Genomic DNA, 11,738 nt, shown 5'->3' on the forward strand with positions numbered 1-11,738 from the left:
CGACGGTTCGAGGTGAACCTGCTGGTTCCCGGCAGGGGTCACCACCGGCAAGCCGCCGCGGGCCGAGGTGGGGAGGACGGAAGGAGACGTCCGTCCTCCCCTGTGGGGCCTTCCACGGGGGAGGACCATGGCGGCCGGCACGAAGATCCGTCGGAGCGGCCCGGGGACGTCGTTCGATGTCGGCGGAATCGGGCCTGCGCGGTCACGGAAGCGAGGCGTTCGCGCGTGCTCCTTCGGCACCCGACCTCGACGCCGCGAAGGCGAACAGCGCCACCGCCACCAGCCCGCAGACACCCGAGACGACGGGCAGCGGCCCCGGGCCGGCCGCGTCGATCACCAGACCGCCCACGGCCCCGCCCGCCGCGACCCCGAGGTAGGTGCCCGAGGTGTTCAGGGCCAGGGCCTGGGGCGAGACCGGGCCGGCGAGCAGGTGCAGGCGCGCCTGGACGGCCGGGGAGTTCCAAAACGCCGCGCCGCCCCACACCACCGCCAACGGGACCAGCACCGCCATGGGGATGGGCCGCAGCGGCCACAGCAGCGCCAGGGCCGCCATGGTGACGACGAACGCGGCCACGCCGAGGAGCAGGGTGCGGTCCGGACCCCACTTGTCGGTGGCGCGGCCGCCGGCCCAGATGCCGACCATGCCGGCGATCCCCGACAGCGCGAAGAGCACGCCCCGGCCGGTCGTCCCGGTCCCGGTGATCCCGGCGGCGAAGGGGGCCAGGTAGGTCAGCAGCATCATCGACCCCAGCATCAGCACCAGGTTGGCGACCAGCCCCACCGAGATGGCCGGCCGCGCCAGGACGCCGAGCTGGGCCCGCACGGGCAGCGCCTCGCGCGCCCCCGCCCGCCGCGGGACCAGCGCCGCGAACGCCACCGTGACGCCCGCGCCGGCCACCGCCATCAGCGCGAACGTGGCCCGCCACCCCCACGCGCCGCCCACCCAGGTGCCCACCGGGACGCCCAGGGCGATCGCCCCGGTCACCCCGAAGGAGACGACCGCGACGTGGCGGCCGATCCGGTCGGGCGGGGCGAGCTGCGCGGCGGCGCTGAACAGCGACGGGGTGGCCGCCGCGGCGGCCAGCGCCGCCACCACCCGCAATCCCAGCAGGACCTCGTAGCCGGGGGCGAGCGCCGCCAGCGCGTTGGCGGCCGTGAACACGGCCGCAGCGGCGGTCAGCACGGTGCGGCGGCGCAGCCGCGCGGTGAGGACGGCGGCGATCGGGGCGGCCACCGCGACCGTCAGCGAGAAGACCGTGACGAGCTGCCCCGCCAGGGCCGTGCTGACACCGAGGTCCACGGCGATCTCGGGGGTGACCCCGGCGATCACGTAGTCGTCGGTGTAGAAGACGAGCGCTCCCGTTGCGAGCGCGGCGAGCCAGGCCGGCACGGTACTGCCCTCCGGATCTCGGAATCTCGGACGTCGGAAAGGTGTCGGGGGCGTCAGCCCGGGATGAGCGCCGCCACGTGGTGGCGCAGGACCTCGTGGGGCGCGGGGGTGTCCGCGCCGGCGCCGTGCGGGTGGACGAGGTCGAAGGTCAGCCCGCTGACGAGCGCGACGAGGCGTTCGGTCTCGACATCGAGGTCGGCCACGCCGGCGAGGTCGAGCGCGCGGCGGAGGAGGGCGCGCATGTCACGTCCCATCCGCACGGCCAGGGGCCGAAACGCGGGGTGGATGCGCGCGGCGGCGACGAACTCGTGCAGGGCCACCAGTTCGGCGCGTTCCTCCGGCGCCTCGGGCAGCAGCGCGGCCACCACGTGCTCCAGCAGCGCGCGGCGGCCGGCGACGTCGGAGGGGCCCGGCGGATCCAGCAGCGCGGCGTCCAGCCGGCGCTCCATGCGCGCGCCGACCTCCTCGGCCGCAGCCGTCAGCAACGCCTCATGACTGCCGAAGCGGTGCCGTACCGAACCGATGTTGACACCGGACTCCTCGGCCACCCTGCGCAGGGATGCCTCGGCGACGCCGCCGCGCTCCACGAGGCGAAGGACCGCCTCCAGGACACGGTGGCGGACCGCGTCACCTCCGCCCCCTCCATCGATCATGTCACGGACGTTATCACAGCTGTGATAAACAGGTCCCGGGGTTTTTCTCGGACGTTTCCGCTCGCGTCTTCCGGCCACCGGGTGGGACGATGCCGAAGTGACCTTCTCCCCTTCCTCTCATGGCCGTCTCCCGCGTCTCCCCGGTTCCGCGTGATCTCGGCGGGAAACGAGCAATCCCGAGCAATGACGTGCCGTCGAAGAGGAGAAATCGTTAAGGTTCCCGGTAAGGCGGAGTTCCGGAGAAACGAGCATCCTCACTCCGGTCTCGCCGAAGATCCAACGTCCTCGGAGGTACAGATGAACGGCGACGGAGACAACTAGGTACAGCGAGCACACCTCGCGCGGGGCCGGGATGCCCGGCCCCGCGTTCTCCGCTATCTCGCAGGAACCGTCCGCACGCCACGGCTTTCGCGTTCACACATGCGGGCTCTTACAGCGATGTCCTGATCCGCCGGGCGAGACGGGTGAGCTCATCGTCATCGGCGCGACCGTGGTCATGCGACGAGAGGTATCCCTGGTACCGCTCGAAGTACAGGTCGACGTCGGATTCGACCGCGCGCCAGTCCGCGCCCGAGTTACCCGATGTCCCATGCATCGGAAACAGCTTCGCGTGGGCGTGGTCGACCCCGTACCCCTCGTAGATGATCCCGGTGCGGGCCACATCGGGGAAGGCCGCGTCCAGCCGGCGGGCGGCCTCACGCGCGGCCAGGTGCAGAGCCAGGTAGGAGTCGTCGCCCAGGTCAACGACATAGCTGGACAGATGTTCCTTGGTCACCACGACCGAGAATCCCTCGGTGTTGGGGAAGATCGACAGGAAGGCCAGGTGACGTCCGTCCTCCCAGATCGGATGGCACGGAGCATCCCCGAAACGATCCGACAGAACACGCAGTCGGCTCCCTCGGTCTTCTCAGTCATTCTCACTCCGCACCGTCGCCCTCCTCGACCGCTCCGCGCGGCGCCGGACCGCGCCGTCGCGGAGTACGGTCTCCTCGTTCTTTCGGACTGTTACCGCCCACGTTGTTCGGGCGCCCCACGAGACGGCACCGGAACCGGTCTGCTCAGCATCCCTCCCTTCCTCCTCGATCCACGTGAGAGATCGGACCTGGGAAGCCGGGTGTCATGGCAGGGACCAGGAAGGCCCGGACGGATCGCCGAGCCAGACGCGGTGTGTCCCACCGGCGATGGTGAGCCCGAACGCGGTGGCCGGTGGGCCGCCCAGTGCCCGCCACCGACGGTGGGCGGCCTCGATCTCGTCCCACAGGAGGCGCGGCCCGCCCTGTTCGACTCGGTCCGGATACAGCCTGGCCCATGAGGCTCCGTCCAGCGCGGACAGCCACACCAGTGGTTCCCCTTGTGGTTCCCCTTGCGTCCCCATCCGGACGCCGAACCGCCAGGCCGGAACCATGAGGGCGAGGGGCAGTGCCCGCGTTCCGTCGAGGAGGAGGCTGCGTGGATCACGGTCGACCGCACACACCCGGTCGGGGGATGCCCCCAGATCGTGGGGAACACCGGGTTCCTCCCGCTGCCCGCTCAGCCACATGAAGGACACCAAGCGGACGAAAGGCCCTTCGGCAGTACCATCCCGGACGGTGAGCCGGGCCAGCAACCCACCGGGCAGAGCCGAGGAAGGGGCCCAGGGGCACACGATCAGCCCGCCCTCACGGGTCTGGTCGATCCAGGGAGCGGGGACCCGGGCCACCGCGCAGGTCGCGAGCACCCTGTCGAAGGGCGCGGTGGCGGGGTGACCCAACGCCCCGTCTCCGACGACCACGCGGGGGTGGTGTCCGATGTCGCGTAGAACCGAACGCGCCCGCTCCGCGAGAGCCGCGTCGATCTCGACGGTCGTCACCGTCTCTGGAGCTCCGGTCAGTTCCCCCAGGAGTGCGGCGTTGTAACCGGTGGCCGTCCCGATCTCCAGCACGTGGGTTCCCCTCCGGACGTCCGCGGCCTGGAGCATGGCGGCCATGACCGACGGAGCGGAGGACGAGGACGTCACGACGCCGCGCCCGCCTGCTACGCCGTCGTCGCGCTGGACGACCACCGCAGCGTCGGAGTGGACGAGCCGGGACCACTCCTCGCCGCTGTCGGAGCGCACCACCTCTCCCCCTCTCTCATCCCACACCCGATCGGGGAGGAACTCCTCCCGGCGGACGCGGGCGAAGGCCCGGAGGATCTCCTCCGGAACACCCGACGAACGCATCCGCCGGATCAGGGGAGCGTCTCCCAGCGGGCGGGGGGTGGAATCCCGCTCGGAGGTCACTTCTCACCGATCCCATCACAGGCACTGCAGGGGACCCAGACCCGATTGTTCGCCCAGGTAGCGTCTCCGTCGGCCGCCACTCACGAGCCTCCCTCGCCCCTACAGACCCCGCACATCGCCATCTCGATCCTCTCCGTATACGGAATACCCGGGTTTAAGAGGGAGCGTAGAAACGGAGGCGGCGGCGTCGGAGAGGGATTGCGCGGAATTGCTCGCGGGCCCTCGACACGGCTCTGGCCGAGCGACAGAGGCGACGGAATACTGGAGGCCCCGAGAGTCGAGGAGAGAGATGAAACTACACAAATTGGGAACCACGTCCAACGCCGGAAAATGCCCCACGTTGTATGAAACGGAGCGAGGTGACATCATCGTCCAGGGCTACCGGCTCACCGATCCCGAGGCTCTGGCCCAGTTGGAGGACGTTCTCCCCAACGAGACGTTCGTCGTGGTTCCTCGGGAACTGATGACCCGCTTCGCCCCGAAGGAGTAGCACCATGGGCATCCCCCTGGACGATGACGCCTTTGACGCCCTGTTCCGCGATTACCGCTACACGGCATGGCGGCTGGAGACCCGGACCGCCTACGGCAAGGTCGACGAGGACGAGCCTTACCAGCAGTGGCTTTCCGGCAAGGACCCGGGGATCGGATGGTTTGAACCATGGCTACGGATGATGCGGGAGGAATGGCCAAGGGGAAACGGATGGAGCGGGTGCGGATCATCGACGATCCCCCTCCGATTACCTGCGTTGGGAACTGTGGGCGACCCCTTATAACCTCGGCGTGGGGGAGGACATCCGTTACCTCCCCCGAGAACATCCCGTGGTGGCGGAACTCCCCGACGAGGATTTCTGGATTTTCGACAGCCGCTTGCTGGCCCGCTTCGAATTCGACGGACCGGACGTCATCGGAGTCCACCTCGACGACGATCCCCGAGCCGTCGTCACCGCCTTGGCCGCACGTGACGCGGCGTGGCACCATGCCCTCACCTACACGGAGTACATGGCGACAAGGGTGGGATGACCGACTACCAGATGGCCAGGGCCTCCCTCGGCGCCCGCCTGCGCGAGCTACGGGTCGAGGCCCGGCTGTCCGGGCGGGCACTGGCCGAAGCACTGGGCTGGCCTCCCTCCAAGGTCTCCCGGCTGGAACTCGGCCGACAGACGGCCAGCGCCCAGGACCTCGAAGCATGGGCGATGGCCTGCGGGGTGCCCGGGGCCGCGGCCGAGCTGTCGGCCCAGCGTAGAGCGCTGGAAACGCACTACACGAGCTGGCGGCGGCAGCTCGCCAGGGGCACCCGGGCTCGTCAGGCGGCGTCCAAGAGCCTGGAGGACCGGACACGGCGCTTCCGCATCTTCGAGACCTCGTGCGTTCCAGGGCTGCTCCAGACCCCCGACTACGCCCGGCACGTACTCCGGCACGTCATCGACTTCCACCGCAGCCCCGACGACCTCGAAGCGGGAGTCCGGGTCCGGATGGAGCGGCGCCGGATCATCGACGAACCAGGGCGGGTGTTCGACATCCTGGTCTGGGAGCCCGCGCTGAGGACCGTTCTGGCGCCACCGGCGGTGATGGCCGAACAGATGGACCACATCGCCGATGTGATCCAACGCGGTGCCGTCGGCGTCTCCGTCCTGCCGATCGCCGCGCGGGTGAGCGTCGTCCCGGCCCACGGATTCTGGATGTTCGACGAGGACCTCGTCCTGATCGAGACCACGGGGGCGGAGTTGAGCCTGACCGACGACGACGCGATCGCCCCCTACCGGAAGGCGTTCGCCGAGCTGTCGCGAGTGGCCCTACGCGGGGAGGCCGCGCTACGGATCGTGGCGCGGGCGCGTCAGGGGTTCGTCTCTGCTCGGGAGGGGTGACGGCCGCCGCCCCTCCCGGCGCGCCCGCCGGCTCAGGAACCGTCGAGGAGGCCGGCGATCCGCTCGTGCAGGTCCTCGGGGAGGGTGAGGGGCCACCGACCGGCCGCCTCCGCCGCCAGGTCGCGGCTCCAGCGCCAGCTGGAACGCGCCGCGGCGCGCACCTCCGGCTCCCGGGCGGGGGCGGTGGTGGCGACGTAGCGCCGCGCGTCGGCGGCGGGAAGGTCCTGTTCGAGGGCGCGGCTGGGCGTCAGCCAGTGGGCGGTGCTGCCGCGCAGGAGACGGCAGAGCTGGAGCTGCTGCGGCGCGACGATGGTGTGCAGGAGGGCGTGCGCCCGGGCGATCTCGCCGCGTCGCAGGACGTGGGCGAGCATGAGGGTCCAGTTGGCCAGCTCGTCGGTGAGCCGCTGGGCGGTCTCCACCGGTTCCGGGGGGATCTCGTCGGCCAGTCGCCGGGCGGCCTCGGTCAGCCGTCCGGTCCGGTCCAGCAGGACGGCCTTCTCCGGCCGGGGAAGGTGGACCATCCCCTTCCAGGTGGGGACCTCGGCGATCCCCTCCCCCGCGGGGCCGACGTGGAACTCGCCGCGCATCAGGTCCTCGAAGACCACGGCGAGGATGCCGTACATGTTGGTGTAGGCCAGCTCCAGCGGGGCCAGCCGTTCCAGGAAGGCGCGGGCGTCGAAGTCGTCGACGCGATCGTCGGCGACGTAGAGGTAGGCCTCGATGTCGGAGTGCGCGTCGGCCTCGCCCATGGTCCACGAGCCGTACAGCAGCACCCCCTCCAGGAGGGGTTCGGCGTGGGCGAGCTCCCGCAGCCGGTCGATACGGACGTCCAGGGCGGGTGACGCGGAGGGCACGGTCGGGTTCTCCTCGAAGGTCGCTCGGGGCGCGGGCGCGTTGCCCGCGGATGTCGGGACGCGGCTCCGGACCCTACACGTTCCGCCCCGCGAAGCCACGCCTTTTTCCCGCCCCGGGGAAGGCGCCGCCGAAGAGCCCCTTCCCGCTTCTCTTCCCCCGCGGATCGGACCATCGACGGCGCACCGGAACCCGAGCGGGTGAGGGCCGTGGCGCATCCCCCAGCCTCGCCGAAGGGACGGACCGGCCGCCGGTGGAGGCCCGCCCGGCCCGTCCCCCGATGTCAGATCGGCCGCCCGCGCACCCGCCTCACCTCGCGGTCGACGGCCCAGGCGTCGGCGACCGGTCCGAGGTGAGCGAGCTTGTCGGGGTTGATCACCGTGCGGATGGTCTGGACCCGCCCGTCGAGCACCTCCAAGACCAAGGTGTACAGGACCCTGCCGTCCCGGTCGTGGAAGATCGCGCCGGGCTGGCCGTTGATCTCGTGCGGCTCGAACGTCACGCCGACCCGGACCAGTCGGGCGAGGAAGATGTCCAGCATCCTGGCCACGTTCCTCGCGCCCATGACGTCCCTGGCCAGTTGCGGGGCCTTGCCGCCGCCGTCCCCGGTCAGCCGCACGTCGGCGGCCAGCAGTTCCTGGAGTCCGCCCACGTCGCCGTCCCGCAGGGCGTCGAAGAACCTTGACGCCAGCTCCTGGCTCTCGCGGCGGTCCGCCGTGAACCGTGGCCGCCCGGCCCGCATGTGCCGCCGCGCCCGGACCAGCAGCTGCCGGCACGCCGCCTCCGAACGCCCCACCGCCGCGGCGATCTCGTCGAACCCGAAGGCGAACACCTCCCGCAGCAGGAAGACCGCCCGTTCCAGTGGGCTGAGCCGTTCCAGCAGGAGCAGTGTCGCCATCGACACCGAGTCGGCCAGTTCCACGGACCGCTCCGGATCCTGGTAGGGGTCACTCAGCAACGGCTCGGGGAACCACGGCCCGGCGTACTCCTCCCGCCGTACTCGCGCGCAACGCAGCACGTCGATCGAGATGCGGGTCACCGTGGTCGACAGGAACGCCTTGGTCGACGTGGGCCGGGCCGTCGAGCCGTCAAAGCGCAACCAGGTCTCCTGCACCGCGTCCTCGGCCTCGCTCACGCTGCCCAGGATCCGGTAGGCGATGGAGAAGAGCAGCGGCCGCAGCTCCTCGAACTCCTCGACCTTGCTCACAGCGGCCTCTCTCCCTTCGAAGCGCTCCCCGGCCGTACTCGTCGGCGCCGCCGCCCTCTCCCGTCCGGGCTGTGGGCGGCCCGGGGGCGCGTGCCCGGGCCGGGACCGGGCGGCGACGCCGTTCAGTGGAACCACCTGGGTTTCTAGCCGCCGGCCGGCCGCCGGGCGATGACGTTCAACCGGTTCACCGCGTTCATGAAGGAGACCAGGAGCACCAGGGCCGTGAGCTGTCCCTCGTCGTAGTGCTGGGCGGCCCGGGCCCACACCCCGTCACTGACCCCGCCGGCCGCGTCCGCGACCCGGGTCCCCTCCTCGGCCAGCTCCAGCGCGGCGCGCTCGGCCTCGGTGAAGACCGTGGCCTCCCGCCAGGCCGCGACCAGGTTCAACCGCGCGGGGGATTCGCCGGCGGCGACGGCCTCCTTGGTGTGCATGTCGATGCAGACGGCACAGCCATTGATCTGGCTGACGCGCAGCGCCACCAGTTCTCGGGTCGCCGCCGGCAGCGGCATGTCCGTGAGCGCCCTGCCCGCCGACATGAAGTGCTTCAGGGGCGCGCCCGCGGCCGGGGCGGCGAAGTAGTCCAGTCGCGCGTCCATGGTGTGCTCCTCCGTGTTCGTCAGTGGATACACCCCTTGAGACGGGATGGCGCTTCCCCCTGTGACACGGATGGATGTGACGCGCCTCACCACCCCTCCCGCATGCCCCGCCCGGGGTCGCTCCGCGTCCACGGCCGGCGCGGCATCCCAGAGGAACGGCGCCTCGGGCGGGGTGCACTCCCAGCGGTGGCCGGGAGGAACGCCACCGGACGGCGGAACTCGAACCGGGCCGGGCGGTGACGGGCTTCTCGCGCCGGACCGCGGTGACACACGCCGACGGACTCATCGAACCCCGGCGAGGAGTCCAGGGTGGTGACAGAACAGGCCCTTACGGCAGGCTGCCGACCTTCAGCTCGGCCAGGAAGGCCGTCCACTCCGCCGGCGTGAAGCCCAGGTGGCCCAGCTCCCGGTGCCGCGTGTCCCGCACCAGCACCGCGTCACCACACTCGGCGACCTCGACACATTCACCGCCGCTGGCGTTGCTGTGGCTGGCTGTACGCCATGTCAGTTCGCTCTCTCTCATGACAACTCCCTTCTCACCGTCTCGATCAGTTTTCGGGACTCCTGTGGAGGCAGGGCTACCGCTCGGATGTCACCGAAGATCCTCTCGTAGCGTCCGATCACCTCGGGGGAGTCGACGGCGGTACCGGACAAGGGCGTCTCCATATACAGAACTTCGGACTCCTCTGTGGTCAGAAGCGTGAAGGAGCCATTCAAGGCCGGATTGTTCTCCGTCGCCTGGGGGATGATCTGTATCACGATTTGCGGCTTTTCCATCGCTTCCAACAGGTGAGCGAGCTGCGCAGCCATAATCTCACGTCCCCCTACCGGCCTGCGGATGGCGGCCTCGTCCAGCACCATCAGGAACGAGGGAGGGCGCTCTCGTTTCAGGACGTTCTGCCGTTCCATCCGCCCTACGACGAGTTCATCGATCTCCTCGTCCGTGTCCATCGGCCGCCCGTCGCGCAGGATCGTCCGCGCGTACTTCTCCGTCTGCAACAGGCCGTGGATGAGGAGCGGCTGGGAGGTCTTGATCTCACGAGCACGCCCTTCCAGCTCGACCGTGCCCTGGAACCATTCGGGAAACCCTCCCCCTCCATGTCCCAGGGTCTCCCACATCCGCAGAAGAGCGCCTTCTGTTGAGAGAAGGCGGTCGATTTGTTCCACATGTTCACGCCTTGCACCACGGACTCCACGTTCTATTGCACTGACCATGGCGTAGGACACAGCGATCGATTTCCCCAACTGCTGTTGCGTCAGCCCGCTTTTCATGCGGAGACGCCTCAGTTCTCGGCCAAAACGAGACCAGTGCGGTTTGACGGAGTCGCCCATAGTTCAACATTAAACCCAGCGTGCTCAACAGCACTGGGCTTTGGAGAACGAAAATCGACAGTTGAGTTCAACGTGTAGCGACGCTTCGAGAACGTCCTCGACGCTAGAGAAACCTGGAGCCCGTCTCCTGGTCTCTTTGGAGAGAAAACGGTCTTGACTGGCATGAACAGGTGGGAATCCGATGCACGAGGCTGTCCTCGCCCACAGGTGGATCCTCCGGGAGCCGCGCGCCGCCCTTTGTCGCCGGCGCCGGTCACACGTGCCCCCGACGCGGCCCCTCGTCGCGCCGGGCGTTTCGGCGGTGGTCCGGTGAGCGTGTGTTTCTCGGCCTTCCCCGGCCGGCCTGAGGGCGTCGCCCTGGCGCGGCGCTTTGTCGGCGGCGCGCTGCGTATCGCCCCCGAGGCCGACGTGTCCGAGGAGATGGTGGAGCGCGCCGAGCTGATCACCTCGGAGCTGTGCGCCAACGCCGTGCTGCACACTCTCAGCGGCGGTCCGGACGGGACCTTCCGGGTCCGGGTACAGGTGGACGCCCGGGGCACGCGCACCGAAGTCCGCACGCTGCGCCCGCGCCGGCCCTGCGACCTCCCCCGCGTGCTGGAGCCCGATCCCGACTCGGAGCGCGGCCGGGGCATGTTCCTGGTGGACCGGCTGGCCGCCCGTTGGGGAACGCTCGCCCCGGCGGAGGACGGCGTGTTCTTCGTCCTGCGCTGGCTTCCCCCGCCCGCCCCGCCGCCCCGACCGGCCCCGCTCCCCCGGCGCGGTGCCGTGGAGCGTCGCGGCTGCTGAACCGGCCGGGCGGCCCCGAACGGCCGGGCCCCGTCGCGCCCGAGGGGAGCGCGCGGGGCCCGGCTCACCTCGCCCGGAGAGGCAGGCTTCTCTTCTCTCGGCCCTCGCCATCGAGTCCCTCCGTCCCGCCTCCAGACGGAGGACCACCTCGACAGCACCTGGCCTTCCAGTCGCTCTACCCCCGGCTGTGGAGAGACCGTCCCTCCCGGCCCTTTTCCTCTCTTTCGGGCCGCCTGACGGAGACGAGCCCAGGCGACTCCGGCAAAGCTTTCCGCACCCTGGTTCTGCCGTCACAAGGTCCCGTTCCAGCACCCCTTTCACGGTTTCTCCCACAACCCCTTTCTCTTGGCGATACGCCACAAAACGGATAAACCGTCCCAACACTCAGGATGAGCTCTCCGTTTCGGCGCGCACGCCCCCTTCCCCTTTCCCGCCGCGCCCCCATGAGGTTTCGCGTCACGCACCGACCTTCCCGCTCGGCCCCCAGGGAGACGGGAACGGGTTCCGACGGCTGTCCCGAGACAGCGATCGGCCGTCCGGCCTCCTGGAGGGCTCCCACGTTCCTCCGGGCGACCGGGAAGGGACACGGCCGATCTTTCAACCCTTGCCGCAGGAGAGGCCAGGTCCCGGGCCTGGTGTCCGGCCGTCTGCTCGATCGCGGACTTCACGAACCACGAGAGGTCGAAACTCGAAACTGGCCGTTTCCGGCCACTCCGAGAGAACACCACTGGTCACACGGGAGTTGTTCTCGACCGGAACAGCAAAACCGCTGTGAATCCAGTTAACAATCCAGTCTC

11 protein-coding genes and 2 pseudogenes are annotated in these 11,738 nt (G+C 70.0%); 4 read left to right on the plus strand and 9 right to left on the minus strand.

What is annotated here, in order from left to right; translation table 11 throughout:
* Positions 1–202: 202 nt before the first annotated feature.
* The 4 genes and pseudogenes from ACYVHU_RS24955 to ACYVHU_RS24970 form a co-directional block, all read right to left on the minus strand.
* Positions 203–1,390: an MFS transporter gene (locus tag ACYVHU_RS24955; protein ID WP_498949631.1), complete on the minus strand. Its 1,188-nt coding sequence runs from the start codon at positions 1,388–1,390 to the stop codon at positions 203–205.
* 53 nt (positions 1,391–1,443) lie between these two features.
* Complete coding sequence (locus ACYVHU_RS24960; protein WP_498949632.1) at positions 1,444–2,043, minus strand: TetR/AcrR family transcriptional regulator; 600 nt, start codon at positions 2,041–2,043, stop codon at positions 1,444–1,446.
* A gap of 430 nt (positions 2,044–2,473) precedes the next feature.
* A pseudogene (locus tag ACYVHU_RS24965) lies at positions 2,474–2,958 on the minus strand (HIT family protein).
* A 202-nt stretch (positions 2,959–3,160) separates the two neighbouring features.
* Positions 3,161–4,243, minus strand: coding sequence for a methyltransferase domain-containing protein (locus ACYVHU_RS24970; protein ID WP_498949633.1), 1,083 nt, complete (start codon positions 4,241–4,243; stop codon positions 3,161–3,163).
* A 349-nt stretch (positions 4,244–4,592) separates the two neighbouring features.
* Between ACYVHU_RS24970 and ACYVHU_RS24975 the strand changes: the two genes are divergently transcribed.
* From ACYVHU_RS24975 to ACYVHU_RS24985, 3 genes and pseudogenes are all read left to right on the plus strand, one after another.
* Positions 4,593–4,793: a hypothetical protein gene (locus ACYVHU_RS24975; protein ID WP_498949634.1), complete on the plus strand. Its 201-nt coding sequence runs from the start codon at positions 4,593–4,595 to the stop codon at positions 4,791–4,793.
* Between the two features lie 4 nt (positions 4,794–4,797).
* Positions 4,798–5,323, plus strand: a pseudogene (locus ACYVHU_RS24980) (DUF6879 family protein).
* Positions 5,320–6,168 (plus strand): helix-turn-helix domain-containing protein, encoded by an 849-nt coding sequence (locus ACYVHU_RS24985; RefSeq protein ID WP_498949635.1) that lies wholly within the window; start codon positions 5,320–5,322, stop codon positions 6,166–6,168. The pseudogene ACYVHU_RS24980 and the gene ACYVHU_RS24985 overlap by 4 nt, the downstream one beginning before the upstream one ends.
* A gap of 32 nt (positions 6,169–6,200) precedes the next feature.
* Here ACYVHU_RS24985 and ACYVHU_RS24990 read toward each other — a convergent pair whose 3' ends face one another.
* The 5 genes from ACYVHU_RS24990 to ACYVHU_RS25010 all read right to left on the minus strand — a co-directional run bounded on the left by ACYVHU_RS24990 (position 6,201) and on the right by ACYVHU_RS25010 (position 10,155).
* The gene (locus ACYVHU_RS24990; RefSeq protein ID WP_498949636.1) at positions 6,201–7,022 is read right to left on the minus strand and encodes a nucleotidyltransferase family protein; all 822 of its coding nucleotides are present in this window, start codon (positions 7,020–7,022) and stop codon (positions 6,201–6,203) included.
* A 281-nt stretch (positions 7,023–7,303) separates the two neighbouring features.
* On the minus strand, positions 7,304–8,227 hold the full coding sequence (locus ACYVHU_RS24995) for a sigma-70 family RNA polymerase sigma factor family protein (RefSeq protein WP_498949637.1): 924 nt from the start codon (positions 8,225–8,227) through the stop codon (positions 7,304–7,306).
* 143 nt (positions 8,228–8,370) lie between these two features.
* On the minus strand, positions 8,371–8,823 hold the full coding sequence (locus ACYVHU_RS25000; RefSeq protein WP_498949639.1) for a carboxymuconolactone decarboxylase family protein: 453 nt from the start codon (positions 8,821–8,823) through the stop codon (positions 8,371–8,373).
* A 328-nt stretch (positions 8,824–9,151) separates the two neighbouring features.
* A complete protein-coding gene (locus ACYVHU_RS25005; protein WP_498949641.1) occupies positions 9,152–9,346 on the minus strand; it encodes a DUF397 domain-containing protein in 195 nt (64 codons plus the stop codon).
* Complete coding sequence (locus ACYVHU_RS25010; protein ID WP_498949642.1) at positions 9,343–10,155, minus strand: helix-turn-helix domain-containing protein; 813 nt, start codon at positions 10,153–10,155, stop codon at positions 9,343–9,345. Before ACYVHU_RS25010 ends, ACYVHU_RS25005 begins: the two co-directional genes overlap by 4 nt.
* A gap of 309 nt (positions 10,156–10,464) precedes the next feature.
* Here ACYVHU_RS25010 and ACYVHU_RS25015 point away from each other — a divergent pair, with 309 nt between their 5' ends.
* Positions 10,465–10,941, plus strand: a complete 477-nt coding sequence (locus ACYVHU_RS25015) for an ATP-binding protein (protein WP_498949644.1) — start codon at positions 10,465–10,467, stop codon at positions 10,939–10,941.
* Positions 10,942–11,738 lie beyond the last annotated feature (797 nt).

The organism is Marinactinospora endophytica (genome assembly GCF_054780875.1).

Coding starts and splice junctions, on each gene's coding strand:
- ACYVHU_RS24975 (WP_498949634.1), top strand. CDS start 4,593: ATGAAACTACACAAATTGGGAACCACGTCCAACGCCGGAAAATGCCCC.
- ACYVHU_RS24985 (WP_498949635.1), top strand. CDS start 5,320: ATGACCGACTACCAGATGGCCAGGGCCTCCCTCGGCGCCCGCCTGCGC.
- ACYVHU_RS25010 (WP_498949642.1), bottom strand. CDS start 10,155: ATGGGCGACTCCGTCAAACCGCACTGGTCTCGTTTTGGCCGAGAACTG.
- ACYVHU_RS25005 (WP_498949641.1), bottom strand. CDS start 9,346: ATGAGAGAGAGCGAACTGACATGGCGTACAGCCAGCCACAGCAACGCC.
- ACYVHU_RS24970 (WP_498949633.1), bottom strand. CDS start 4,243: ATGCGTTCGTCGGGTGTTCCGGAGGAGATCCTCCGGGCCTTCGCCCGC.
- ACYVHU_RS25000 (WP_498949639.1), bottom strand. CDS start 8,823: ATGGACGCGCGACTGGACTACTTCGCCGCCCCGGCCGCGGGCGCGCCC.
- ACYVHU_RS24960 (WP_498949632.1), bottom strand. CDS start 2,043: ATGATCGATGGAGGGGGCGGAGGTGACGCGGTCCGCCACCGTGTCCTG.